The organism is Leyella lascolaii, from assembly GCF_900079775.1.
In the GTDB taxonomy this organism is placed as follows: domain Bacteria; phylum Bacteroidota; class Bacteroidia; order Bacteroidales; family Bacteroidaceae; genus Prevotella; species Prevotella lascolaii.
Window position 1 is genome coordinate 260,944 of record NZ_LT556038.1, and the last position, 26,193, is coordinate 287,136.

A 26,193-nucleotide genomic window follows, 5' to 3' on the forward strand; every position below is an offset into this window, starting at 1 on the left:
AGTCTCCATGGCACCGCCTGTCCGTTTATCCTTGTCACCCTCTGCGACATCGCCTGTCTGACGTGAGCAGACGGTACATCTCCGCCGCCGCGTTCTGCGATGCGTCGTCGCTGCCGAGACGCCTTCTAACCTCGGCATAGCCGTCAAGCATACGCTGACGCCCCTCACCGCCGGGAAGGACGAGCGACAGCTCGCGCGCAATGTTACCGGTGCTGAACGTGTCGGCTACAAGTTCCGGCACGACATCCGCATCGGCTATGAGATTGACAAGCGATATGTATCTCACATGAATGAGCTTTCTGCGGAGCCATGAAATGAGCTGCGGCAGCGGTGTCTTGTAGCACACGACCTGCGGAACGCCGAAAAGAGCCGTTTCAAGCGTTGCCGTTCCGCTCGTGACCACAGCCGCGTCGGCATTGGCAAGCAGGGCGTAGGTCTCGTCGCGAACACTGTACAGAGTCCCGCCCACCGCGAAAGTGTCATAATAGGAAGACGGTATGCCGGGCGAGCATGCCAGCACCGGCTGGCAGTCAGGGAACTGCGCGAGAGCCTGAAGCATAGACGGCAGATTGTCCTTTATCTCCTGCCGGCGGCTTCCGGGCAGCAGAGCCACAACCGGCTTTGAGCTGTCCAGTCTGACACGACGGCAGAAATCCGCCTTCGTCTCCTTGTATCCGTCGAGAAACGCGCCCACTTCTCCAGCCGTGGGATTGCCCACATAATGTATGGGATAGCCGTGTTTGTCTTCGAAAAAAGGAATCTCGAACGGCAGAATCGAGAACAGTTCGTCCACATCACGCTTTATATCTTTTATCCGCCACTCCTTCCACGCCCATATCTTTGGCGATATGTAATAAAAGACAGGTATGTCCGTGGAAGCGTGCACATACCGCGCTATGCTGAGGTTGAAGCCCGGATAGTCCACAAGAATCACGACATCAGGGCTCCACTCCACTATGTCGCGCTTGCAGAGCGACATGTTGCGCATGATGACGTGCAGATGCGTGATTACCGGAACAAAGCCCATGTATGCCAGCTCACTATAATGCTTCACGCGAGTTCCGCCTACCGCCGACATCAGATCGCCTCCGAAGAAGCGGAACTCGGCATGAGTGTCCTTCTCCCTCAGTGCTCTCATAAGTCGTGATGCGTGCAGGTCGCCGCTCGCCTCGCCCACTATAAGATAATATTTCATCGCTGTCCGTATGTTCAGAAAGTCCAGTCCTTCATCTTCCCTATCATATCATATGCGGTGACATCTATCGTTGTAGGTGTTATTGCCACATATCCGTGAGTCAGAGCCCAGTTGTCCGTGTCCTCGGCTTCGGGCTCATCGTTGGTGTACTCGCCCGTCATCCAGAAATAGTCGTAGCCGTGCGGATGTGTCATGCGCACACATTCGTTGCCCCATGTGCCTTTTGCCATGCGGCATACTCTCACTCCACGGAACTTGTCTACGAGCGGGAAGTTGACGTTCAGGCACACTCCTGTAGGCAGACCGTCACGCAACACCCTCGCCGTGATGCTTCTCACAAGCGGGCGCAACGGCTCGAAATCGGCGTCATCCCGATGGTCGCACAGCGAGAAAGCCACCGACGGGATGTATTTCATGCACCCTTCCGTAGCCACACCCATCGTACCGCTGTAATGCGTATTTACGCTTGCGTTGTCTCCATGGTTTATTCCTCCGATCACCATATCGGGCTTTCTGCCGTCGCATAAGCTGTCGAGGGCAAGTTTCACACAATCAACCGGAGTGCCGTTACACGACCACACGTCAACGCCTTCCCTGCGTCTGCGCAGCTTCAGACGTAGCGGTGTGGTGGCAGAAAAAGCACACGAGAAACCCGAACGAGCCGACTCCGGAGCACACACAAGCAGATCTGCCATATCAGAAAGCATATCCATAAGACAGTTTATGCCCCGTGCATGGTATCCGTCATCGTTTGAAATGAGTATCAAAGGTCTTTTTTCATTCATAAATTTACATTTAATTTGCATGCAAAAATACGAAAAAAGGTTTAAAATATAGGTTTCTCACATAAAATATGTATCTTTGCCAATAGTTTTAACCGGATGCATCACCACGTCATGAAGCAACATTCTGCTACGTGCAAGGCATTCGTGCGACTAACTAAGCATAGGACAGAGATGGGAAAAATTATTGCATTAGCTAATCAGAAAGGCGGTGTAGGCAAAACGACGACAACCATAAACCTGGCTGCATCGCTTGCTACGCTGGAGAAGTCAGTACTCGTTGTTGACGCCGATCCGCAAGCAAACGCATCGAGCGGACTCGGTGTCGACCTCAAGGAAGTGGACTGCTCGCTCTATGAATGTATAATAGACCACGCTGACGTGCGCGACGCCATCTACACAACGGACATAAACGGTCTCGACATAATACCGAGCCACATCGACCTTGTGGGCGCAGAGATAGAAATGCTCAACCTCAACGACAGAGAGAAAATGATTAAACGGCTGCTCGACTCCATCCGCGACGAATACGACTACATCCTTATCGACTGCAGCCCGTCGCTCGGACTCATCACGGTAAACGCGCTCACGGCAGCCGACTCGGTGATTATCCCCGTGCAGTGCGAGTACTTCGCGCTCGAAGGCATCAGCAAACTGCTTAACACCATAAAGATAATAAAGAGCAAACTGAACCAGAAACTGGAAATAGAAGGATTTCTGCTGACAATGTATGACAGCCGTCTCAGACTCGCAAACCAGATTTATGACGAGGTGAAACGCCATTTCCAGGAACTTGTTTTCAAAACAGTCATACAGCGGAACGTCAAGTTGAGCGAAAGCCCGAGCCACGGACTGCCGGTAATTCTGTATGACGCTGACTCGACAGGAAGCAAGAACCATCTTGCGCTTGCAAAGGAAATAATAAACAAGAACAGATAAAGAGTCAGGCAGACAAGAGTTTTTTTTCATAGAGAAGGCACACGGTGAATGCATAAGACGTATCATGACAAGACATGCATGCTGCCGTGACGTCCTTCCGCAACAGCACAACAGACAACCCACATAATAAGAACGCCCCATGGCAGTACACAAGAAATTCAGCAAAAACGTTCTCGGACGAGGACTCGACGATATAGAAAGAGGAAAAGGACTCGATGCGCTCATCGACACAAACGGCGTGCGCACGCAAGGCACATCTACCATCAACGAGATTCCGTTAGACCAGATTGAGCCGAATCCGAACCAGCCGCGAAGGGAATTTGACAGCGAGGCACTGCAGGAACTTGCCAACAGCATACGCGAGATAGGCATCATACAGCCCATCACACTGAGGCAGACAGACGAGCACCGTTTCCAGATCATCGCTGGAGAAAGGCGGTGGCGCGCGTCACAACTGGCAGGTCTGGAGGCGATACCGGCATACATCCGCACCATAAAGGATGAGAACGTGATGGAGATGGCGCTTGTGGAGAACATCCAGCGAGAAGACCTCAACGCCATAGAGATAGCTCTTGCATACGAGCATCTGCTTGAAGCGGACGGCATGACACAGGAGAAAGTGTCTGAACGTGTGGGAAAGAGCCGCACGGCAATAACCAACTATCTGCGCCTCCTCCGCCTGCCGGCACAGGTGCAGATGGCTCTTCAGAAAAAGGAAATAGACATGGGGCATGCCAGGGCACTGCTTGCCGTGGACAGTCCGTCGCTCCAGATAAAGCTGTTCAACGAGGTTCAGAAACACGGATACTCCGTAAGAAAGGTGGAGGAACTGGCACAACAGCTGAAGAACGGTGAGGACATAGAGAGCGGAAAGAAGAAAATAGCGGCAAAGGCAAAGCTCCCAGAGGAGTTCAACATGCTTAGAAGCCGACTCTCCGACTTCCTTCACACAAAGGTTCAGATGAGTTGTTCGCCCAAAGGCAAAGGCAAGATAACCATTCCTTTCGCCAATGAGGAGGAACTGGAACGCATCATGAACATATTCGATAAAATGAAAGAGCAATAGAAGTGAGATTTCATTTATCCGACATATTGCGGGTATGCGTCATCGCATGCATGCCTGTCGCCGTACAAGCCACGGCATGCAGGACGGACACTGTCACCGCCGCAACGTCCGCCACATGGCAGGAGACAAGCCGGAACGACAGCGTCATAAGCGCAGAAAGCATACTCTCGCACGAGGACAGTCTGAGACTCGTGGCGTCAACCGACTCGGTGGCGAAGAAAGCCAGGCGCGACTGGGCAACATGGCGTCCCAATCCCAAGCGCGCGCTGTGGCTGGCTCTGGTTCTGCCGGGGGCAGGACAGATATACAACCGCAAGTATTGGAAGATACCGATTGTATACGGCGGGTTCGTAGGATGCATATACGCGATGCAGTGGAACAACCAGATGTACCGCGACTACTCGCAGGCTTATCTTGACATTATGGACGATGACCCGAACACGCAGAGCTACAACCAGTTCCTGCATCTGGGCAACAAGATAGACGATACGAACATCGAACGCTACAAAAAGCTGTTCAAAAGCCGTAAAGACCGCTACCGCCGATGGCGCGACATGAGCTTTTTCGTGCTCGTGGGCGTATACGCCCTTTCTGTCATCGACGCCTATGTGGACGCCTCCCTGTCAGAATTCGACATATCAAAGAATCTCAGTCTGAGCGTCGAACCGACCATTATGAACAACTACAACGATAACAGGATATCGCTGAAATCAAATTCCATAGGAGTGAGCTGTAGTCTGAACTTCTGACAGACAGTCATTCCACTGTTACGAAATCATCACATAACCATTCAGAAAAATTAAGACAGACATTGATGAAAAGAATAAACTTATTGATAGCCGCAATCGTTATAGGATACTGCAATCCTGCCAACGCGCAATCAGTGAATGACGATACGGAGATAACCGTAACTAACGAAAAAGGAGAAAAAGAAACCATCGAGCTGCCGGGAGGCATGACATGCGAATTCGACAGCCTACTGAGCGAATATCACATCAAGACCTATCTGAAGCCGGACACCACATGCAACATGCCCGACATTAATCCCGTATACGACAAGGAAGTATATAAGGAGAGACTGAGCAAGATGCCCACAATCATAGAAATGCCTTACAACGACGCCGTGCAGCAGATGATAGACCGCTACAGCATCAAGTTGCGCCATTCGGTAAGCATGATGCTGGGAATACAGAATTTCTATATGCCCATATTCGAGGAGGCACTCGAGGCTTACGGACTGCCGCTCGAACTGAAATATCTGCCTGTGGTGGAGTCGGCGCTCAATCCCAACGCCGTGTCGCGCGTGGGCGCAACAGGTTTGTGGCAGTTCATGATTACAACCGGAAAACGTTACGGTCTGCAGATAAACTCACTCGTTGACGAAAGGCGCGACCCCATAAAATCGTCCTACGCAGCGGCACACTACCTGAAGGACCTGTACAAGATATTCGGCGACTGGAACCTCGTGATAGCCGCATACAACTGCGGTCCGGACAACATAACGAAGGCAATGCACCGCTCGAAAGGCGAGACCGACTACTGGCAGATTTATCCTTACCTGCCGAAAGAGACAAGAGGATATGTCCCGGCGTTCATCGCGGCAAACTATATCATGACTTACTACTGCGACCACAACATTTGTCCGATGCGCGCGGACCTGCCCGTGAAGACCGACACGGTGGTGGTGAACCGCGACGTGCACTTCGAACAGATTGCAAGCGTGCTCAACATGGACGTCAGCCAGATAAAGGAGCTCAACCCGCAATACCGCCGCGACATTGTCAACGGCAACAGTCAGGCATCGGCGATAAGGCTCCCTGCCACACTCGTAAGCAGTTTCATAGACAACGAGGAACGCATCTACGCACACAATGCTGAGCAACTGCTGAGCAAGCGTACGGAGGTAGAGATAAACAAGACCGCACCCGTAGCCGCGACAAGAAGGAAGAGCACAAGACGCAGACGAACCACAAGAGCGAAGAGCGTAACCATAAGAAAGGGCGACACTTTGTCTGAGATAGCCGAGCGCAACAATACTACTGTAAGCAAACTTAAACGACTCAACAACATAAAAGGAACAAACATACGCGCCGGAAAGAAAATCAGAGTGAGATAAACCACACACAGGCATTCACCTTAAAACAACATAGTTATGGACGACCTGAATCTTAAAGACAAACAGAAAGAAGCCTCCGAGGCTAAGATGATAGACGATGCGTTCCAGCATCTGCTCGACACCTATCTGTCAACACGTCACCGCAAGAAGGTTGACATAATAACAAAGGCGTTCAACTTCGCCCGACAGGCACACAAGGGCGTGCGCCGCCTGTCGGGCGAACCGTACATACTCCACCCCATCTCCGTGGCGCAGATAGCATGCGAGGAGATGGGGCTCGGCTCTACAAGCATCTGCTCGGCACTCCTGCACGACGTTGTAGAGGACACTGACTACACGGTTGAGGACATCGAGAACATTTTCGGAAGCAAGATCGCACAGATTGTCGACGGACTGACAAAGATTTCCGGCGGCATATTCGGTGAACAGGCGTCGGCTCAGGCAGAGAACTTCAAGAAGCTGCTGCTCACGATGAGCAACGACATAAGGGTCATCCTGATAAAAATATGCGACCGCCTTCACAACATGAGGACGCTTGAGAGCCAGCCGGCAAACAAGCAGTACAAGATTGCCGGAGAGACTCTCTACATCTACGCGCCGCTTGCCAACAGGCTCGGACTGAACAAGATAAAGACCGAACTCGAGGACTTGAGCTTCAAATACGAGCATCCCGAGGAATACGCCTCTATTGAAGAGAAGCTCGCATCGACACAAGCCTCACGCGACACACTGTTCAAACAGTTCACCACTCCTATACGTGAGGCTCTCGACAAGATGGGCATCAACTACCAGATAAAGGCAAGGGTGAAGAGCCCTTACTCCATATGGAACAAGATGCAGAACAAACACGTCACGTTTGAGGAGATATACGACATTCTTGCCGTACGCATAATATACACCCCGAAGACACGCGCCGAGGAGATAAACGAATGCTTCAGGATATATGTCGCGATAAGTCAGATATACAAGTCGCACCCCGACCGCCTGCGCGACTGGGTGAACCATCCCAAGGCAAACGGCTATCAGGCGCTGCACGTCACGCTGATGTCAAAGCAGGGACAATGGATTGAGGTGCAGATAAGGAGCGACAAGATGGACGAGGTTGCCGAACAGGGGTTCGCCGCACACTGGAAATACAAGGAGGGCGACATCAATGTGGACGACGACAACGAACTGAACAACTGGCTGAGCACCATAAAGGAGATACTCGACGACCCGCAGCCGGACGCCATGGACTTCCTCGACACCATCAAACTGAACCTCTTCGCAAGCGAGATATTCGTGTTCACGCCCAAAGGGGAGATAAAGACCATGCCTGCCGGATGCACCGTGCTCGACTTCGCTTTCCTCATACACACATTCCTCGGCACACACTGCATAGGGGCGAAAGTGAACCACAAGCTCGTCCCCCTGAGCCATAAGCTGCAGAGCGGAGACCAGGTAGAGATCCTCACATCCAAGTCGCAGCACGTCCAGCCGTCGTGGATCAACTTCGTGTCTACGGCAAAGGCGCGCGGCAAGATACAGGTGACACTGCGCCGCATCAACAGAGAGAAGCAGAAAGAGGGCGAGCAGATACTCACAGAATGGCTTAAAACCAACGACAGGGAGATGGATATGGCGGTGGTCAGCAAGCTATGCGCGCTCCACGGCATTGAGAAGCCTGACGACCTGTTCCTCAACATCGGAAAGAAGACAATAACGCTCGGAAACAAGGAACTGGACGCGCTCAACGACAAGAAAAAGGAAAACGCCAAGACATGGCGTAAGTTCGTGCCTTTCCTCGGCAACTCAAACAAGGACATAAAGAAGAAGGCTCTGCTCATCGTAGAGAAAGGATTCAACAAGAAAAAGCCGGTCATCATCTCTGAAGAGACCATCGACAACTTCATATATCCGGGATGCTGCCACCCCATACCGGGCGACGACATACTGGGATATATCGACAACCAGAACCGCATAGAGATACACAAACGCGACTGCAAGGTTGCCGACAAGCTGAAGACAAGCTTCGGAAACAAGATACTCGACGCGAAATGGGACATGCACAAGCAGATGTTCTTCGACGCGACAATAGAGATAAGGGGCATCGATCGCAAAGGTATGCTGCACGATGTGGCTGATGTCATATCAGACAAAATGGACATCAACATCCACAAAGTCACAATATCGAGCGACGACGGCATATTCGACGGACTCATAGAACTGCGCGTACACGACCGCAGTGAGGTGAAAGAGATAATGAAGAGTCTAAAGAAAATAAACGGATTGCAGGAGGTTTTGCAGACACAATAAAGTCTGCGGAATGCTCCCGCAATTCCTACAAGACATCACATCTGCCGCGCCAGCCAGTAGAGACGCAAAATCTTGCGTCTCACGAGCAGATACAGCATATTTTCACCGGCACACATCCGCACCGCCATATAGCGCAAAATTCCCTCGGGAGACGCAAGATTTTGCGTCTCTACTTTATTTGTACACACTTTCATTGGCAAACATCCACACAGCCATATAGCGCAAAGCTAACTCGGGAGACGCAAGATTTTGCGTCTCTACTTTATTTGCACGCACTTTCATCGGCAAACATACGCACTGCCATATCGCGCAAAGCTAACTCGTGAGACGCAATATTTTGCGTCTCTACTTTATTTGCACACACTTTCATCGGCAAACATACGCACCGCCATATAGCGCAAAGTTCCCTCGGGAGACGCAAAATTTTGCGTCTCTACTTTATTTGTACATACTTTCATCGGCAAACATACGCGCTGCCATATAGCGCAAAGCTAACTCGGGAGACGCAAGATTTTGCGTCTCTACTTTATTTGTACACACTTTCATCAGCACACATACGCGCCGTCATATCGTGCAAAGCTAACTTGTGAGACGCAAAATCTTGCGTCTCTACTTTTACAATACACCTAAATAAACAAAACGAGGCGGCAATGAATAAACCCGCTTTAAAGCACACATAAAAACCGTATTGCACGCAATCTTACTGATGTCCGAATCGCGACCTCGGCTGACCGTATATTTATACATTCCCCACCGCCGCATGCATATTTATACACCACCAACTCCACGATACCCGTGTATTTGCCAGCCAAACGCCATCCGGGCGCAAATAAGCGATTCTCAGGCACTTCAGCCAAACCGTTGAGCGTCAGTCATTTGGCACGACAGACACCGCAGGACACACTTTATTGCCATGCGAAAGAGCCTCTTCCGTCACGCAGGAAAGGCTCTTCCATATGGCGGAACGGTCTTTCCCACCCCACCGTAAAGCCTTTCCGGGAACGCAAAACAGGCTTTTTCACACATCCTGACAGTCTGTGCTCACTCTCCACAGACATCATACGCATGCGGAAAAGGCTTTTCCGCACCGACGGACACATGGCGAACCGCCCCACCGCATTCTCTTTCACGATTTTGTTTTGTCAAAATAAAGTCAAGTCACAACTGCATATTTATGCAACTGACAGACCGTCTCAAGCGTCTTACATACTCACGTCATCCTCACGCAAAGCGCAGCCCCAACATGCGTGAACCTGCATAACGGCATGGCTATCCTCACGAATCACTCCGCCGGACAGCATCCGGCGCGACGCCACTCTGTCCGCAGCGCCCTCCTCCACAGCCTCACATAAACAAAAAACCCCGATGCCTGAGGCACCGGGGAATGATGTTACACACATTAACGATTACTCACCCTTGGTGTTGTCGTTGAATGTTGCCACGCGGTTGAACTCTACCTGCTCAAACAGTTTGTCGGTAGCGCCCATACCCTTTGTGGAGAGTCGGTTAGCCGAAATCTTATACTTCTTTACGAGAGCCTTCTTTACTGCCTCGGCACGAGCCTCAGACAGCTTCTGGTTAAGCTCAGCCGAGCCTTCCGGTGAAGCATATCCCTTGATCTCAACCTTTGCGTCCGGATGGTTCTTCATGTAGTTGGCGATGAGCTCTATCGGCGCATACTGTGCCGGGTCGATGACACTCTTGCCCTGACGGAAGAGCACTGTCGGCTGCAGGTTGGTGGCTGTCGCAGGCTTTACATATACAGGCTGCTTGCTGTTCTTGCAGTCCTGCAGAGCCTTCTCGAGGTCAGCTATCTGACGGTTCTTTGCTTCCAGCTCAGAGTCCTTGCCGCTCAGCTCACCGCGAAGACTGTTCACCTTGGCGTTGAGAGCGTCTATCTCAGACTGGTCGCGCAGCTCTGCAATCTTGAAGTTATGCGTTCCGTTCGAGTTCTTGAACTTGTATACGATACCAGCGTTGAGCTGTACAAACGAACGGTCGATATCGTATTTCACGCCATCATAGCCCGCACCGTTGAGCCCGTAGTTGATGGACGGCTCGAGATAGAACTGCCACTGCTTGTCAGAACCGAAGTTGAAGGCGAAGTCGAGAGCCACCTTCGATGTGAGCACGTCAGTCTTGTAGGCTGACGAAGGATGTCCGAAGACATGTCCCCATCCGAATCCGTAGAGTGCGGAAACCTCAAACAGACGCGGTTCACCCTTGTATCCGCCGAACCAGTTTGTGAGGTTCACCGTTCCGAGCAACGATGTGTTGAGATAGTTTACGAGCGTACCCGTTGTAGTACCGTTGGTGTTCTTGAAGTAGGCATTGCTCTCGGCAGCCAGTCCGAATACCGGTGTGAAGTTGCGTCCGATGCGGAGACCTGCATTGGGCTGGAGGTTCTTGAGCCATCCGTGTCCAGTTGTGGCAGTCGCCACACCGCCGTTTATGCCGATATAGAAGTTGTCGAATGTCTTGCTTTCAGTCACCGTCTGGGCAGAAACCGATATTGCCGATGCAATGACCGCTGCCATTAAAAATAATCTTTTCATCTTTCCAATAATTTAATTTGGTTTGTAAATAAATACTATCCGCAAATAATCAATTCACTACAAAGAAACGAAAATAATGGATACGCTCCAAGAATAAACGTCAAAAAAATACATTTAAATTCGAAAAATATTATAATTGGCACGATGCCGGAGATATTTTCGGAAAATATGAATAATCGGTATGATAATCTGAACATACGCTTTCAGCACATGCCGCACAAAAAAACAGATGCCTCCCGCAACAATTCTGTCTGCCGGAGGCATCTGAGCCGGTTAGTTCATATAAGTTTGTGAGTGTCCTGAGCACGCTCACCGGACGGTATGTCCCTCCACGCTCAGCGGAGCACTACCTTCCTTCCGTTCACCACGTACAGTCCGGACGAAAGTCCACTAACGTTGGTGCTTCCGTCCACCTTGCCCGAAAAGACCTCTTTTCCGTCCGCCGTCACCACGCGCACGTCCACAGGCGAGGAGGCAGAAAGGGTTATGGTGTGGTCTGACGTGCCGACGCTGAGCTGTCCGTCACCGTTCCCTTCCACACCGACTATGCCCGAGGAAGTGTTCTTCACAAACACAGCCGCATTGTTGCTCTGTGCCAGATTGGCTATCTCTCCGGCTTCAAGCTCTTTGAGCGGAGAGTATATCTCAAGACTCGACTTGAGCATCCGTCCGCTGACAAGAGCCTCAACCTCGTCCGGATTGAACGCCGACCGCCAGAAGAACAGTTCGCCCAGAGTGCGGCTTGCGCTGCCCGAAGCGTCGCCCACGGTCATCTTGCCCGGAGTGAGACGCTCGGCAAGCTCGCCCGCCTGACTGTCGTCCACATAGAGGATGACACGTTTCTGCGCATAATAGTGTGACACTGTCACTGTGTGCCATGCTCCGTCGTCCACAGACACATTGCCTTCAATCTGATTGCCCTGATATGACGTGTATCTAACGGTGCCGTCAGCGGTTATGTCCACCTGACCTATGACGCTTCCGGCAGAGTTCTCCACGGTGAACAGACGTCCGGCATCGCCGCCCTTGAACCTTACGCTCACCGTGAACGGATGCAGGATGTTCTCGCCACGGAACTCTATCACGTCACCTCCCGAGAGCGTTGCCCCGCCGCTCATGTCGCGTTCCGGCTGCGGCTTTCCGTCCTCGAGAGCGTCGAACAGCGACGGCGGCATGGCATAGAAGAACTCGTTGTGACCGTTGGTTGTAGGATGCGCGTTGTCCGCCATATATCCCGTCGCCCATTTGCCGGTGCCGTCGTCTATCGCTCCGAGCGTATTCACGGACGGCACATCCCACTCGTGTATCAGGAGATTCATGCGTTTGATGTACCTGTAGTCGTCAAGGGTGTAGTCTCCGCGCGTATAGTTGTTCATCACAACCGGTATCTTCCCGTCTTCGCGTACCTTTCTTATTATCTTCTGCATGTTGTCACTGAACTTCTGCATGAGTGCCTGTTTGTCGGAAGCCTCGTGAATGCCCTCATTTCCCATGGACAGACCTATGATGACATAGCGTCCGAAGTCGTGTATGAGTTCGTCGTAGCGGTCGAGCAGGTTCTGCGTGTTGTTTCCTCCTATCGACACACCCGAAACGGTGAAAGGATTGTCGCTCTGCTTTCGCTGATAACGTGTGCGCATCAGGTTACCGTAAAGATAGGCGTAGCCATGGAAGTCGGTGGCTCCCTGTCCGTTGGCTACGGATGAGCCGAACACCGAAATCTTATACTCGTCTATCGGCGCGTCGAGAGAGAATACATAATTGTTCATGTCGAGCGACACGGTGTATGTGCCACGGTTGAGACGTATGTTCTCCACGCTGTATCCCTCAGATGCCATCGCCACCTTGTCGCGGCTGCCGGACAGACGCTTCACAGCCAGCTCGTCGCTGTTGTTGAATGCGAAATAGAAATACTTGTCGGAGAAGAGGAATACATATCCTTCGTTCATGTCGACCTCCGAACGCCACACTCCGTTGCCGGCATACTCCACCGTCGTACCGTCAGGGACGATGTTGCCCTTCACATAGAGCACGAGAGGCGTTACGCTGTACTCATTCTTGCGCGAGTCATATCTCACACGCACCACCTGTGTCTCTGTCACCTCGATGGGGGCTCCGCCCTCGGCAAGACCGCCTTCTGTGTCAGCCGCACCGAGCGTCACACGCTCTCCGTTTGTGTCGGTCGCGCTGATGCTGTATGTGCCCGGCTGCATACGCAGATACGCCTCGAAGATGCCGGTACGGCTGTTGTCACGACGCAGTTCGCGCATTGCCACATCCTTGCCGTCCTCAGACGCTGTGCCGGTGATGGTCATCGACCTGTACTCTCGCGGGTCGGCGGGGCGTTCGCCACCCTCATACTCCTCTATCTTAATGATGTTGACGTGTGCCATTCCTCTCTCGCGCTTGAACGTGAAGAGAATGTTTCCGTCCTTGTCCGGATAGATGTAATCGCTCACGGCGACATTCCTCACATTGCCCTGTATGGCTTTTCCCTGAGTGTCGAAGCCACCTATGCACCGTCCTGTAGTGGTGAGCCATGTGCTCCACGAGCTCTGTCCGTCTACAGTATAGATGCTGTTGCGGTCTGTGGTCTCGTTCACGATGCGGCTTCCGAATATGTGCAGCTTGTAACAGCGGCTTTTGTCCAGTCCGGAAAAGCGTATCTGACGCTCGTTGTCGTCGTTCACCCACACATAGTCTTCGGTCGCCGTCTGTATGGCAAGGTCTCCGAGATTCTCCTCCGTAGGGTTGTTCACACCTCCGGCGTTCACCCCGTTAGTCTCCATCATCTGCAGAGTCTCTGCCGTGATGCCCGTTGCGGTGTTGTCGGAGTTGACGAGATTGAGTTTCGTTCCCTTTGGTATCTGGTTGCTCGAAGCCCTTCCCGAGGTGAGGTTGTTCCAGTAATTGCCGTTCCTGTCGGCTCCCACGGTCTGGTGTCCGCGCGAGTTGTTGTCGGTCTCGCCAAGGTCTATGTAGATGCGCTGCGCCAGACGAAGGTTTGTGTTGGGCCTTTCCAGTCCGTCAATCTCCTCTATCTTCATGGCGTTGACGTGCACCATACCGTTGATGTTCTTCTTTATTATCGTGAAAGTTATGTTTCCGTCTCTGTCGGGAAACACTATTCCGCTTTCCAGTATCTTGTTGTTGTTGCCGTTGTAACCGCCGTCTCCTATGCCCTTTCCCGACATCTGATGGAATCCGCTCCAATTGTTCTCACCCCGGAACAGGAATTCCGCAGAGCGCACTTCCTCCGTGTTGCGGCTTCCGAAAGCATGGAAACGGTAGCCTTTATTCTTGTCAAGGCCGCGGAACGTTATGAAATTGTAGTTCTGGAAAGACTCGAGGAAGATGTAGTCCTCGGTAGCCGTAGCCACGGCAAGGTCGCCGAGAAGTCCGGCAGACGGCGAGATGAGTCCGCCTCCTCCGCTCAGTCCGTTGGTCATGAAACGGGTGTTTATGAACACACTGTAACCGGTCGGCTCGTTCCTGGAGTTCACTACGTCGAACGAAGTGTTCGGATAGAGATAGTTGTTGCCCGAACTTTTCACATTCGTCCAGTAGTTTCCGTTGGCGTCCGCACCTGTTGTCTGGTGGCCGCGCGAATCGTTGTCCGGCTCCCCGAAGTCTATGTACATTGTCTGGGTGGTGTTCTGCGCACCGACATAACTGAACAATGGAAGCATGGCCATTGCTCCGCAAATGAGTAATTTCTTATACATGTATAGCAGGTTTTTGGTTATGTTATTATCAGATTGGACTCTACAAAGTTATAACTTTTTGTCATTACGGCAATATAAAAGCCACATTATTATATTTATTTTATTACCCGCGCATAACACATCGATGACAACCGCAGGCACACAGAGTCAATCCGCGCATGTGAACATCCGCAGGCTACGACGCCGGAAAACGTCTGTCATGGCAAAAAAAAGGTGCCGGAACAGACATACCGCACAACAACCGTATGCCGTATGCTGTTCTGACACCTTATTATATATATGTCTCTGCCTGTCAGACAGGCGTCGTCCGTCAGACAAGAGACACCTTACAGTTTCTCAATCAGCTTCATTCCTTCATCCACAGCCTGCATGTTGAGGGGGATGAGGGCGTGATGCCGTTCGGGCAAAGTCTTGTAAAGAGCCGAGTTAAGACCCTCCGTGCTCACTACAGGACAAACCTTCAGCAGACCGCCGAGAATTATCATGTTGAACACCTTGGCGTTTTTCATCTCCGCAGATTTCTCCATCGCGTTGATGCGATACACAGAGATGTCCTTGCGGGTTGGCGGATTGATTATTCCGAAAGAATCGTATATCAATATGCCACCGGGCTTCACCTTCGGCTCAAACTTGTCGAGAGAAGGCTGGTTGAGCACTATCGCCACGTCGTAATGGCTGAGAATGGGTGATGAAATGCGCTCTTCGCTCACAATGACAGTGACGTTTGCCGTTCCGCCACGCTGTTCCGGACCGTACGCCGGCATCCAAGTGACCTCCTTGCCTTCCATCAGTCCCGAGTAAGCAAGTATCTTGCCCATTGACAAGACACCCTGTCCTCCGAATCCGGATATTATTATTTCTGCTTTCATTCGTTTGTCGTGTCTTTTAAATCACCCTTTGGATACTGTTTGAACATGTTCTCTTCCATCCACTCGTTTGCCTTCACCGGTGTGAGCTTCCAGCCGCTGTTGCATGTCGCGACAATCTCAACCAATGACGAGCCCTTGCCTGCCATGGATGCCTCGAAAGCCTTTCTGATGGCTTTCTTCGCCTGTTTTATCGCCCCGACAGTGTGCACGCTCTGGCGCGAGACGTAGCAAGTGCCGCGCAGAGTGGCGGCAATCTCGGTCATGTTGAGCGGATAGCCGTGCAGCTCAGGGTCACGTCCATAAGGACAGGTACTTGTCTTCTGACCTATGAGAGTGGTTGGAGCCATCTGTCCGCCGGTCATTCCGTATATGGCGTTGTTGATGAATATTATGACGATATTCTCTCCGCGGTTGAGCGCGTGGATGGTCTCGGCTGTTCCGATGCAGGCAAGGTCGCCGTCGCCCTGATAGGTGAAGACCATCCGGTCGGGCCAAAGCCGCTTGATAGCTGTGGCAAGCGCCGGTGCGCGACCGTGCGGAGCTTCCTGCCAGTCGATGTCAAGATAACGGTAGGCGAACACCGCGCAGCCCACCGGACACACTCCGACAGTCTTGTTCTCCATCCCCATCTCCTCAATAACCTCTGCCACCAGCTTGTGCACAACGCCGTGCGAGCAACCCGCACAGTAGTGCATCTGGGTGTCGTTCATGAGCTTCGGTTTGCTGTAAACCAGATTCTCAGGTGATATTATGTCATTCATGCCAACTTCTCCTTTATTGCGTTAACTATTTCCTCCGGCTCGGGAACAATACCGCCAAGACGGCCGTAATGCTCAACCTTCACCGTTCCATTCAATGCGAGACGCACATCCTCTACCATCTGACCGGCGTTTATCTCTGCGACAAGCACTCCCTTGCAGTCTTTAGCGACCGAGCAGAGAGGCTTCTTCGGGAATGGCCATAAGGTGATGGGGCGGAACAGACCGGCTTTGATGCCCTGTTCACGCGCCAGCTCGATGGCTTTCTCCGCCACGCGCGCGGCACTTCCGAACGCCACTATGACATAATCCGCATCGTCGGTCATCAATGTCTCGTATCTGACTTCGTTCTCCTCTATCTGCCTGTACTTCTCCTGGAGATGCAGGTTGCGCTGTTCCATTATCTCAGACTTCAGCTCGAGCGACGTGAGAATGTTTGGCTTACGGTCCGCGCTGCGTCCTGTCGTCGCCCAAGGACATTCCTTCAGAATCTGCTCCTCTGTGCGTCTGGGCTTCTGCGGAGGCAGAACCACCTTCTCCATCATCTGTCCGATCACTCCGTCGGAGAGAATCATGGCAGGATTACGATATTTGAACGCCAGTTCGAAAGCAAGGTCCACAAAGTCAGCCATTTCCTGAACCGAGTTCGGAGCGAGCACAATGACATAATAGTCACCGTTTCCTCCGCCCCTCGTTGACTGGAAATAGTCGCTCTGCGACGGCTGTATTGTCCCCAGTCCGGGACCTCCGCGCTGCACGTTTACAAACACTCCGGGTATCTCCGCGCCCGCCATATATGATATACCTTCCTGCATGAGTGCCACGCCCGGGCTTGACGAGGAGGTCATAACCCTCTTTCCGGCTCCTGCCCCGCCGTAAACCATATTGATGGCAGCCACCTCGCTTTCCGCCTGAATGACCACCATGCCGGTCGTTTCCCATGGTTTCATTACCGACAACGTCTCGATTATCTCGCTCTGAGGAGTTATCGGATAGCCAAAGAAGCCATCTACGCCGCATCTGACGGCAGCGTGGGCAATGGCCTCATTGCCTTTCATAAGTGTTACTTCATGTTGTGCCATAGAACTCAATCCTCCATTTTTTTCTTATAAACCGTTATACATCCGTCGGGACAGACTATTCCGCACGACGCACAACCGATGCAGTCGTCCGGACTCACCACCTCGGCGAACGGATAACCATGCACATTCACCTTCTTGCGTGCCAAAGCAATAACGTCTTTCGGGCAAGCCTCCACGCAGAGCGAGCAGCCCTTGCACCGGTCGGTATTTACAACAATAGCACCTCTAAATTTTCCCATTGTCCTTATGTTTTTAATATGTGGCAAAACCGCCAACGCCATTCACCTGTGCAGTCAGGGCGCAAGAAGTCCGCCACATGGTTTTTCCTCATGGATTATATATATCCTTACAGTAGAAGTCAAGGATATTCTCAACCATCTGTTTTGCCTCTACCGCAGGCGACTGAGGGTCAAGCTCTATTGCCTCATTATAATTCTCGATGGCATGCTTCCAGTCGCCGCGCTGCCGGCACTCGTTACCGAGCCTGTAATACTCTTCTGCCGTCACTGTCTGTAATACTCTTTTTTGCCTGCGGCAAGGGTGTTCTTCATGAGCGAGCATATCGTCATGGGACCCACTCCACCCGGAACAGGCGTTATGAATGAACATTTCGGAGCCACCTCATCGAACTTCACGTCTCCGTTGAGTCTGAATCCGCTTTTGCGTGAAGCGTCCGGCACACGTGTCGTTCCTACGTCGATGACAACCGCGCCCTCCTTCACCATGTCGGCGGTGACAAAGTCCGGCTGTCCTATAGCAGCGATGATAATGTCAGCCTCACGGCATTCCTCCTTCAGAGTCTTCGACCGTGAATGGCACACCGTGACCGTTGAGTCGCCATACTGCTTCTGCATCATCAGCTGCGCCATGGGTTTTCCCACGATGTTGCTGCGTCCGAGGATGACGCACTTCTTGCCCGAAGTCCTGATGTCATACCTCCGGAGCAGTGTCAGGATGCCCAGTGGAGTGGCTGAGATGAAGCAAGGAAGCCCTATCGCCATGCGTCCCACGTTTATCGGATGGAACCCGTCAACGTCCTTGCGATAGTCTATCGCCTCTATTATCTTCTGCTCGTCGATGTGCGCGGGGAGCGGCAGCTGCACGATGAATCCGTCCACATCCTCATCCCTGTTGAGTCTGTCTACGCACCCGAGAAGCTCCTCCTCCGTCACGTTGTCCTCATAACGTATGAGTGTCGACTTGAATCCGCACTGCTCGCAGGCAATGACCTTGTTCCTGACATAAGTCTCCGAACCACCGTCATGCCCCACGAGCACTGCCGCCAGATGCGGTTGCTTGCCGCCTCCGGCAACTATATTCTTAACCTCTTCGGCTATTTCGGCTTTTATAGCCGCCGCCGTTGCCTTTCCGTCTATCAGTTGCATAATGATTATTTAAAATTTAGGCATACCCTTCATACGTCCCATCATGCCAGCCATTTTACTCATAGAGCCACCTGTCACCATCTTCATCATCTTGCGGGTCTGGTCGAACTGCTTGATGAGACGGTTCACATCCTGGATGCTCGTGCCGCTTCCCTTAGCTATGCGCATACGTCTGCTCTGGTTGAGAATCTCCGGATTGGTGCGCTCTTTAGGCGTCATGCTCCGTATGATAGCCTCGATGCCCTTAAAAGCGTTATTGTCTATGTCAACATCTTTCAGAGCCTTGCCCACTCCCGGAATCATCGCGGCAAGGTCCTTTATGTTTCCCATCTTCTTTATCTGTTCTATCTGACCGAGGAAGTCATTGAAGTCGAACTTGTTCTTCTGTATCTTTTTCTGCAGCCTGCGGGCTTCCTCCTCGTCGAACTGTTCCTGTGCGCGCTCCACAAGACTCACGATGTCGCCCATGCCAAGTATGCGGTCAGCCATTCGTGAGGGGTGGAACACGTCCACGGCATCCATCTTCTCGCCCGTACCTACGAACTTTATAGGCTTCGTGACAACCGAGCGTATGGACAGCGCGGCACCTCCGCGTGTGTCGCCGTCGAGCTTGGTGAGAACCACTCCGTCGAAATCGAGACGGTCGTTGAACTCCTTCGCCGTGTTCACGGCGTCCTGACCCGTCATTGAGTCGACCACGAACAGAGTCTCGTCCGGATTGAGTTTTTCCTTCAGATTGGATATCTCGTCCATCATCGCCTCGTCCACTGCGAGTCGTCCGGCTGTATCCACAATCACCACATCGTTGCCTTTTGCCTTCGCCTCGGCTATGGCGTGCATGGCAATCTCCACAACATCGGTGTTGCCCGGTTCCGAATAGACAGGCACTCCCACCTGCTCGCCCACCACCTTCAGCTGTTCTACGGCAGCCGGACGGTAAACGTCGCACGCCACGAGCAGCGGTTTGCGGTGCTGTTTGTTGCTCAGCATGTTGGCGAGTTTTCCGCTGAAGGTGGTCTTACCCGAACCCTGCAGACCGCTCATGAGTATTATCGCCGGTTTGCCTGTGAGGTGCAGCTCCGCCGCCTCGCCTCCCATGAGCTCGGCAAGTTCGTCGTGCACAATCTTCACCATGAGCTGGCTGGGCTTCACAGCCGTCAGTACATTCATTCCGAGTGCCTTCTTTTTCACCTCGTCGGTGAAGCTTTTTGCCACTTTGTAGTTCACGTCGGCATCGAGCAACGCTCTTCTCACGTCCTTAAGAGTTTCGGCTACGTTTATTTCGGTTATCTTTCCTTCACCCTTGAGAATCTTGAAACTGCGTTCAAGTCTGTCGCTTAGATTTTCAAACATATTTGTTCCGGTGTTGTTATTTTTTCATTGATGTTTATCAGCCTGTCAATCCCCGCCGCTCCAAAAAGCCCGGAAAGTGACACGGCTGATTACAAAATTAAGTAATTATAATGAAAAAGACCAACTAAAACAGGGTATTTAAAATATTTTAAAACACTGCCGGTGAAATTGCGCACACATGTGCTTGCGGTGTGCATAAAAAAGCCGTCAACTCACTGCAATACACCGTTTTGACCGCCGGACTACCGCCGTCACGGGAATGCGGTGACGCTCACGGTCCGGAACTGAATCTCACCACCAGAGGCAGATGGTCGCTGTAGCCGTCGAGCCACCGCGGTCCGAGATAGTTGCGGCGCGGCTTCACACCACCGTAACGTCCGTCCTCCTCTATCAGAAACGCCGCGTCCTCCACCCTGCAACCGGCAAACCGCCGTGCGAGCGTGCCGCTCACGAGCACATGATCAAGACTGCCCCAGCCTCCATGATAGCGGTAGGTGCCTTCCGCTCCGTTGCGTCCCACAGCACCGTCGGACACGTCTGTGAACCCTGCCCCGCACACTGTCGCCACACATCCCTTACCCGCATACTCGTTGAAGTCGCCCGCAACAATGACGGGCGCGTCCGGAGACAGAAGGCGCACAGAGTCAGCCAACGCCACGACAGAACGCGCCACAAGATTCCGGTAGCGGTCGGTCACACGCACACCCGACCTCCGGCTCGGCATGTGAGTCACAATAACGTGGAGCGTATCGCCGTCTGCCGTCATTCCGCAGACATAGAGCAGGTCGCGCGTAGGGCGCATGCCGTCTGGCGGAGAAATCCTTACGGTGCGGTGGTTTATCATCGCGAACGAGAAGGGAGAGTACATCAGAGCCACGTCTATGCCACGCTCGTCGGGCGAGTCGGTCATGACATACTCGTAGCGTGCGCTTCGCAGGAGCGAGCGTCGGGTCAGATCGCGCATCACAGTGTCGTTCTCCACCTCGCACAGAGCCACCATGTCGGGCAGCTGCCACCCGTCCTGTCCGTCGCCACACGCAAGCACAGCCTGCCCGATGTGGTTGAGCTTGCGCCAGTAGCGTGTGCGTGTCCAGCGGTAAGAGCCGTCGGGCAGAAACTCGGTATCATTCTTCAGGGAGTCGTGATTGCAGTCGAACAGATTCTCGCAATTAAGCTCGACAAATGTGAAAAAGGTAGAAAAGAGCAGCAGTAACGACATAGTGTGATCATTCAGGTTTTATTTTGATGCTTGCGACCGCAGCGGAATGCGTTTGCCGCACGGCTCCGCGAGTCACCGCAACAGTGTTTTTAATTTTGCAGATATAGTGAGAGGCGAGAGCAGCAGCAATACGGGAAAACATCGTTTTACCGGAATTGATGATGCCGAGCCGAATCCTATATTATGCAAATATAGTGAGAGGCGAGAGCAACGACAAAGAGGGAAAAACTTGTTTTTACATCTTTGGCACTGCCGAGCCGAATCCTACATTATGCAAATATAGTGAGAGGCGAGAGCAACGACAAAGAAGGAAAAACAAGTTTTTACGTCTTTGGCACTGCCGAGCCGAATCCTACATTATGCAAATGTAGTGAGAGGCGAGAGCAACGACAAAGAGGGAAAAACTTGTTTTTACATCTTTGGCACTGCCGAGCCGAATCCTACATTATGCAAATGTAGTAAAAATAACTCTTCACTACCCTTTCCCCGCCCTGTTTTTTTTATAAAAATAATGATGGCGTCAGCCCTGTAGAGACGCAAAATCTTGCGTCTCCCGATTAAAAAACATGGCTATATCAGGCATATATTCACATCAGTTCATTGCGCACACTTGCGTCTCCCGATTAAAAAACGCGGCTATGTCAGGCATATGTTCACATCTGTTCATTGCGCATACTTGCCCGTGAGACGCAAAATTTTGCGTCTCTACTTTGGATAGTCCACGTATAATGCCACATTGTTTTCATGTATAGGACAGTGTCGGTGAGTGTAATGGGAACCCGCATACAGATTGTCCGGCAAATCCTTTATTAAAAAACATTCTTCCGGAAAAAAACCGCAGGCGTACCGCACACACATCCTTCGGAACAACAGTATGTACACATCATCATATAACACCGCCACCGTTTCCGCCATACTATCCCGATTCTGATAAACAACATAACAGACATTACACTCCCACAAAACAAAAAAGGCGGCGCCCGCAACGTATGCGGACACCGCCCTAAGCCTTATACGACAGCCGTAAGATTACTCAATCTCTATCCTGCGACCCTCGTTCTTCTTCTCACAGCCCTCAGTCTTGGGCAGGCATACCGTCAGAACACCGTCATTGACGTTAGCCGTGATGTGCTCCTTGTCGACATTCTCGGGCAATGTGAACGACTGTTTGAACTGAGAATAAGAAAACTCGCGATGCAGATATTTCCTGTTCTTAGCATCCTTATCGTTTTTCTCCGTCTTCTTCTCCATGCCGACCACAAGCTCGTTGTCCTCGCTCAGATGCACATCGAAGTCATCCTTAGTCATTCCCGGAGCGGCTACCTCAATCTTGTAATCCTTCTCCTCCTCCACGATGTTTACCGATGGAGCTGTTGTGCTCGCCCTGAACAACCGGTCGTTGGAAAAGAAATCGTTAAACAAATCGGGAAACCAACTCTGTTCTGAAAATCTTCTGATAGGCATCATAACTAATCCTCCTGTTTTTATTTTTATGTTACACTATGCTTTGCCTGCGTCCTCCGTCGTCCTGACTTCAGACGTTCAACCTACTATATGCAACAAGCGTGCCCGCATGACACAGTGTCAGCCGTCGCGGCGGAGTTTTTAACACTCGCGAAAACATCGTTAAACATTGCGCCGGAGTATTTTAAACATACGAAAACTTTTTTCAACTTACGGGGCAGTGGTGACGTGACAACGGTATGACATATTGTCACGCGAGAGACGCGGACAACCGTGAGAATGCATAAAAATGCAGTTGTGGAAGTAAAAAATCTTTACAAAAGAAAATCGGAAAAGAGAATGCGGAGAAAACGTATTATTGGTATGAAACCGAAGGAAAATGGCAGCAAGCGCACAGCTCCGCCATGCCGGGGATGCGGAAGAGGCCTTATTGTAACACGAAAAAGGCACTCCGGCGGTGTGAAACGCACCTTACGGCTGCACGGAAGAGGCTTTTCGGACATACGAAACAGGCTTTTCCGCACGGTGGAAACACGAGGCTTGCAATACAAAAAGACGTATACCACTGTATATCAAAGAGTTGTAAAAACGCTCAAAACTCGCGTATTTGCGCACAGGAACACTCACGCTGGAAAATAAGACGGCTATGGCGGGTTGACGGCAAAGGAGGAATGAATAAATATGCGGAGCAATGTATATTTATGCGGAAAGCCATGCAGGCAGGATGAGGAGCTGTATACGGCACACGGAACACCCCGTGCTCACTCTACGGAACGCAGGAGAGCCTCCACCTCGAGACGTATCTCAGCCATGCCGTCGGCAACATACGTGCAGCGTGCGGCGAATTCCTGGTCGGAGAGAGAGGCAGAGCCTGACGACGACAGACCGCCGAGCGCACCGGTGATGGCGGCATTTATCATTGTGAGCACGGGCAGTGCCTTGTGCGACACGCGTGCCGCCTCGGCACGGTCGGATTCCTCAGCCGCCTTGCGCAGAGCCTTTTCTTGGGCTGAGAGTTCTGAGGCGAAGGTGGTGAGAATCTCGCGTTCAGCCCCGGCGTCGCCTGCCGCGAATGCCGTGAGGGGAGCGAAACGTCCCGCGTCACCGCTCTGCGCGGCATCTGGCGCGTCAGCCTTTCGTCCCGAGACCGACATTATGACTCCTGCGAGAGTGTCCATGTCGAACGGCTTGAACAGGCATCCGTCGAAGCCAGCCTCCTCGAGCAGCGGGCGCACACTGCGGTCGTGGGCGGTCATAGCCACCACCGCCATGCCGCCGCGGTCGATGGAACGGATGAAGTCGGCGCCGTTCATCTCGGGCATCTCAATGTCGGTTATCAGAATGTCATACGCAGACGAGGCGAGCATACGGCGCGCCTCATCTATGCGGCGGCACACGGTGAGACGCCATTTTCCGCCGGAAAGGCGCGAGAGCATCTCCGTGAGAAGCTGCAACTGAAGCTTGTCGTCGTCCACGATGATGATGTCAAGACTGCCGCACGGAGGCATGGCAGGCTTGTCTGCGGCGGCATTCCGCTCCGGCTCACCGTCTGATGCGTGAGACACGTCCACCGGAAGAGTGACCGTGAATGTGGTGCCCTGTCCCTTGACCGACCTTAAAGAGACATTTCCTCCGAGCAGAGTGACGAGCTCGCGCGTGATGGACAGTCCCAGTCCGACGCCCTCTATGCCCTGCGCCCCGTCCAGACGGGTGAAGGCGTCGAACACACGCCGGCTCTCCTCCGGGGTCATCCCCTGCCCTGTGTCAGACACCTTGAGCAGCAGACGTCCGCCGCCCACTTCCGCCGTGACACGCACCTCACCCGTAAAGGTGTACTTAATGGCATTGCTGAGCAGATTGTCCAGAATCTGGCGTATGCGGAAAGCATCGCCCAGACACACGGCTGTGCCGCAGCCCGACGTGGCGCACACGAGTCTCAGTCCCTTCTCCGCAGCCTGCGGACGCATCTCCTCCACGCATCCTGAGACGAGCCGCGACGGACGGAAACTGATGTTTTTCACCTCCACGCGCCCTTTCTCCAGCTGATGATAGTCGAGCAGTGCGCCGACAAGACGCAGCAGATGAGAGGCAGAGCTACGTATGTTCTTCAGATAGAGCGCAGGCTTTCCGCCATCCACATATTCTTCCAGAAGACCTATGAATCCGGAGATGGACGCGGCGGGAGCCTTTATGTCGTGCGTGATGGTGAGCAGCAGACGCTCCCGTTGCCGCATGAGCTGTTCGCTGCGGTTCTTCGCCCTCTCCAGGTTAAGGCTGTACTCTCTGTCGCGGCGCACGTCGCGGCGTATGTTGAAGAGCAGCACCACGGCGGAGAGCAGCACCACGGCAGAGAGCAGTATTATCTTGTTGAGCACAGCCCGCCGCCCTGCCACGTCGTTGTCGAAGGAAGCCTGCACCGACAGATAGGCGTCGGTGCGTATGTCTTTCAGCAGCTGGTCTATGCGCCTCGCGAGCTGCATGCCCACCGCCTGCATGTCCTTCTCGCTGCGGTCAAGGTATGCCATGCGCTCGATGTGGTCCTCCGTCTCGGCTTTCTTTATCTCTGCGAGCACTCCAGCCACGGTGTCGCCTATGTTGACACTGCGTGTCAGGCTGTCGGCAACGAGCGTTCCGCTGTCCGAACGCACGCTCACCGTGTCGTTGCGCGACTTCCGGAAGGCGTCGGCAAGGCGTCCGAAGAAGTTCTTCCTTGTCTTCACCACCTCATACACCGTCTCGCGTCTCTCCCTCACTCCGGTGCCTTCGGGATGGATGATGAGCGAGTCTCTGCCCGAATGCAGGTCGTGCAGCTTGCTGTCGAGATGTGAGCCGCCCTTTCCGCGCGACATCATGCCCATCATGACGCGCGTGTTCTCGCGCTTGCGCTCGAGCAGTCTGACAAGCTCGTCGGTCTTTACGCCGAGCAGGGAGTCGCCCGCAAGCGTCTTGAGAGAGTCGGCTATGTGCTGCGTGAGCGTCACCGAACGGTCGAACTCCTGCCAGCTTCCGTCCATGCCGAAGTATACGGCACTCTCGTTATTGTTCATTTCGAGAAAGCTGTAGACAAGACTGTCGGCTACGCTGCGTCTTTGCATGAGTACGCGCTCGGCTGCGTTCGTGGTGGCATACGTGCGTGTGTTGTCATAGACAAGCCATGCCGACACACCCAGAATGGACACTACGAACACATATCCCAAGGCAACCTTTATCGGTACGCTTATTCTTACCATCAGGTATATGCTTCGTTGTTTACAGCTGCAAAAATAACAATATAATGAAAAATGCGGAAAACCGCATCATTAAAAAAAGACAACGCTGACAAAGAAAAGACCGGAGGAATGCGCGGAAAACAAAAGTTCCGGCAACCCTCAATGCGGGCAACCGGAACAG

20 protein-coding genes are annotated in these 26,193 nt (G+C 52.6%); 5 read left to right on the forward strand and 15 right to left on the reverse strand.

Annotated elements, in window-relative coordinates; all coding sequences use genetic code 11:
• Positions 1–34 precede the first annotated feature (34 nt).
• Both lpxB and surE read right to left on the reverse strand, forming a co-directional pair.
• Positions 35–1,195 (reverse strand): lipid-A-disaccharide synthase, encoded by a 1,161-nt coding sequence (lpxB, locus tag BN4609_RS06925; protein WP_068855826.1) that lies wholly within the window; start codon positions 1,193–1,195, stop codon positions 35–37.
• 14 nt (positions 1,196–1,209) lie between these two features.
• Entirely contained in the window at positions 1,210–1,980 is a 771-nt protein-coding gene (gene surE / locus BN4609_RS06930) for a 5'/3'-nucleotidase SurE (protein ID WP_068855827.1), read from the reverse strand.
• A 171-nt stretch (positions 1,981–2,151) separates the two neighbouring features.
• On the opposite strand from surE, the gene BN4609_RS06935 reads away from it, so the two are divergent.
• From BN4609_RS06935 to BN4609_RS06955, 5 genes are all read left to right on the forward strand, one after another.
• The gene (locus BN4609_RS06935) at positions 2,152–2,916 is read left to right on the forward strand and encodes a ParA family protein (protein WP_021993192.1); all 765 of its coding nucleotides are present in this window, start codon (positions 2,152–2,154) and stop codon (positions 2,914–2,916) included.
• Between the two features lie 139 nt (positions 2,917–3,055).
• Entirely contained in the window at positions 3,056–3,982 is a 927-nt protein-coding gene (locus BN4609_RS06940) for a ParB/RepB/Spo0J family partition protein (RefSeq protein WP_021993193.1), read from the forward strand.
• A 50-nt stretch (positions 3,983–4,032) separates the two neighbouring features.
• On the forward strand, positions 4,033–4,731 hold the full coding sequence (locus BN4609_RS06945; protein ID WP_084791404.1) for a DUF5683 domain-containing protein: 699 nt from the start codon (positions 4,033–4,035) through the stop codon (positions 4,729–4,731).
• A gap of 65 nt (positions 4,732–4,796) precedes the next feature.
• Positions 4,797–6,098: a lytic transglycosylase domain-containing protein gene (locus BN4609_RS06950; protein ID WP_068855828.1), complete on the forward strand. Its 1,302-nt coding sequence runs from the start codon at positions 4,797–4,799 to the stop codon at positions 6,096–6,098.
• A gap of 36 nt (positions 6,099–6,134) precedes the next feature.
• Positions 6,135–8,393: a RelA/SpoT family protein gene (locus BN4609_RS06955; RefSeq protein ID WP_068855829.1), complete on the forward strand. Its 2,259-nt coding sequence runs from the start codon at positions 6,135–6,137 to the stop codon at positions 8,391–8,393.
• Between the two features lie 905 nt (positions 8,394–9,298).
• Here the strand turns inward: BN4609_RS06955 and BN4609_RS06960 are convergent.
• The 13 genes from BN4609_RS06960 to BN4609_RS07025 form a co-directional block, all read right to left on the reverse strand.
• Positions 9,299–9,523, reverse strand: a complete 225-nt coding sequence (locus BN4609_RS06960; RefSeq protein ID WP_068855830.1) for a hypothetical protein — start codon at positions 9,521–9,523, stop codon at positions 9,299–9,301.
• Between the two features lie 276 nt (positions 9,524–9,799).
• Positions 9,800–10,948, reverse strand: a complete 1,149-nt coding sequence (locus BN4609_RS06965; protein ID WP_068855831.1) for an OmpA family protein — start codon at positions 10,946–10,948, stop codon at positions 9,800–9,802.
• A gap of 335 nt (positions 10,949–11,283) precedes the next feature.
• The gene (locus BN4609_RS06970) at positions 11,284–14,673 is read right to left on the reverse strand and encodes an SGNH/GDSL hydrolase family protein (protein WP_084791405.1); all 3,390 of its coding nucleotides are present in this window, start codon (positions 14,671–14,673) and stop codon (positions 11,284–11,286) included.
• 326 nt (positions 14,674–14,999) lie between these two features.
• Positions 15,000–15,542, reverse strand: coding sequence for a 2-oxoacid:ferredoxin oxidoreductase subunit gamma family protein (locus tag BN4609_RS06975; protein ID WP_021993200.1), 543 nt, complete (start codon positions 15,540–15,542; stop codon positions 15,000–15,002).
• Positions 15,539–16,303, reverse strand: coding sequence for a thiamine pyrophosphate-dependent enzyme (locus tag BN4609_RS06980; protein WP_021993201.1), 765 nt, complete (start codon positions 16,301–16,303; stop codon positions 15,539–15,541). Before BN4609_RS06980 ends, BN4609_RS06975 begins: the two co-directional genes overlap by 4 nt.
• Entirely contained in the window at positions 16,300–17,382 is a 1,083-nt protein-coding gene (locus BN4609_RS06985; RefSeq protein ID WP_068855833.1) for a 3-methyl-2-oxobutanoate dehydrogenase subunit VorB, read from the reverse strand. The genes BN4609_RS06980 and BN4609_RS06985 overlap by 4 nt, the downstream gene beginning before the upstream one ends.
• Positions 17,383–17,387: 5 nt before the next feature.
• Entirely contained in the window at positions 17,388–17,621 is a 234-nt protein-coding gene (locus tag BN4609_RS06990) for a 4Fe-4S binding protein (RefSeq protein ID WP_021993203.1), read from the reverse strand.
• A gap of 88 nt (positions 17,622–17,709) precedes the next feature.
• On the reverse strand, positions 17,710–17,889 hold the full coding sequence (locus tag BN4609_RS06995) for a tetratricopeptide repeat protein (RefSeq protein ID WP_021993204.1): 180 nt from the start codon (positions 17,887–17,889) through the stop codon (positions 17,710–17,712).
• Positions 17,886–18,767 (reverse strand): bifunctional methylenetetrahydrofolate dehydrogenase/methenyltetrahydrofolate cyclohydrolase FolD, encoded by an 882-nt coding sequence (gene folD, locus BN4609_RS07000; protein WP_068855834.1) that lies wholly within the window; start codon positions 18,765–18,767, stop codon positions 17,886–17,888. Before folD ends, BN4609_RS06995 begins: the two co-directional genes overlap by 4 nt.
• A 9-nt stretch (positions 18,768–18,776) precedes the next feature.
• Positions 18,777–20,120, reverse strand: coding sequence for a signal recognition particle protein (gene ffh / locus BN4609_RS07005; protein WP_021992564.1), 1,344 nt, complete (start codon positions 20,118–20,120; stop codon positions 18,777–18,779).
• A 271-nt stretch (positions 20,121–20,391) separates the two neighbouring features.
• Positions 20,392–21,339, reverse strand: a complete 948-nt coding sequence (locus tag BN4609_RS07010) for an endonuclease/exonuclease/phosphatase family protein (RefSeq protein ID WP_068855835.1) — start codon at positions 21,337–21,339, stop codon at positions 20,392–20,394.
• Between the two features lie 1,029 nt (positions 21,340–22,368).
• Positions 22,369–22,806, reverse strand: a complete 438-nt coding sequence (locus BN4609_RS07015) for an Hsp20/alpha crystallin family protein (protein ID WP_021992566.1) — start codon at positions 22,804–22,806, stop codon at positions 22,369–22,371.
• Between the two features lie 758 nt (positions 22,807–23,564).
• Positions 23,565–26,033, reverse strand: a complete 2,469-nt coding sequence (locus tag BN4609_RS07025) for a hybrid sensor histidine kinase/response regulator (protein ID WP_068855839.1) — start codon at positions 26,031–26,033, stop codon at positions 23,565–23,567.
• Positions 26,034–26,193: the final 160 nt, after the last annotated feature.

What these genes read in the sequence shown, in the direction of transcription:
- lpxB (WP_068855826.1), bottom strand. Translation starts at nt 1,195, where the DNA reads ATGAAATATTATCTTATAGTGGGCGAGGCGAGCGGCGACCTGCACGCA.
- surE (WP_068855827.1), bottom strand. Translation starts at nt 1,980, where the DNA reads ATGAATGAAAAAAGACCTTTGATACTCATTTCAAACGATGACGGATAC.
- BN4609_RS06935 (WP_021993192.1), top strand. Translation starts at nt 2,152, where the DNA reads ATGGGAAAAATTATTGCATTAGCTAATCAGAAAGGCGGTGTAGGCAAA.
- BN4609_RS06940 (WP_021993193.1), top strand. Translation starts at nt 3,056, where the DNA reads ATGGCAGTACACAAGAAATTCAGCAAAAACGTTCTCGGACGAGGACTC.
- BN4609_RS06945 (WP_084791404.1), top strand. Translation starts at nt 4,033, where the DNA reads ATGCCTGTCGCCGTACAAGCCACGGCATGCAGGACGGACACTGTCACC.
- BN4609_RS06950 (WP_068855828.1), top strand. Translation starts at nt 4,797, where the DNA reads ATGAAAAGAATAAACTTATTGATAGCCGCAATCGTTATAGGATACTGC.
- BN4609_RS06955 (WP_068855829.1), top strand. Translation starts at nt 6,135, where the DNA reads ATGGACGACCTGAATCTTAAAGACAAACAGAAAGAAGCCTCCGAGGCT.
- BN4609_RS06965 (WP_068855831.1), bottom strand. Translation starts at nt 10,948, where the DNA reads ATGAAAAGATTATTTTTAATGGCAGCGGTCATTGCATCGGCAATATCG.
- BN4609_RS06970 (WP_084791405.1), bottom strand. Translation starts at nt 14,673, where the DNA reads ATGTATAAGAAATTACTCATTTGCGGAGCAATGGCCATGCTTCCATTG.
- BN4609_RS06975 (WP_021993200.1), bottom strand. Translation starts at nt 15,542, where the DNA reads ATGAAAGCAGAAATAATAATATCCGGATTCGGAGGACAGGGTGTCTTG.
- BN4609_RS06980 (WP_021993201.1), bottom strand. Translation starts at nt 16,303, where the DNA reads ATGAATGACATAATATCACCTGAGAATCTGGTTTACAGCAAACCGAAG.
- BN4609_RS06985 (WP_068855833.1), bottom strand. Translation starts at nt 17,382, where the DNA reads ATGGCACAACATGAAGTAACACTTATGAAAGGCAATGAGGCCATTGCC.
- BN4609_RS06990 (WP_021993203.1), bottom strand. Translation starts at nt 17,621, where the DNA reads ATGGGAAAATTTAGAGGTGCTATTGTTGTAAATACCGACCGGTGCAAG.
- folD (WP_068855834.1), bottom strand. Translation starts at nt 18,767, where the DNA reads ATGCAACTGATAGACGGAAAGGCAACGGCGGCGGCTATAAAAGCCGAA.
- ffh (WP_021992564.1), bottom strand. Translation starts at nt 20,120, where the DNA reads ATGTTTGAAAATCTAAGCGACAGACTTGAACGCAGTTTCAAGATTCTC.
- BN4609_RS07010 (WP_068855835.1), bottom strand. Translation starts at nt 21,339, where the DNA reads ATGTCGTTACTGCTGCTCTTTTCTACCTTTTTCACATTTGTCGAGCTT.
- BN4609_RS07015 (WP_021992566.1), bottom strand. Translation starts at nt 22,806, where the DNA reads ATGATGCCTATCAGAAGATTTTCAGAACAGAGTTGGTTTCCCGATTTG.
- BN4609_RS07025 (WP_068855839.1), bottom strand. Translation starts at nt 26,033, where the DNA reads ATGGTAAGAATAAGCGTACCGATAAAGGTTGCCTTGGGATATGTGTTC.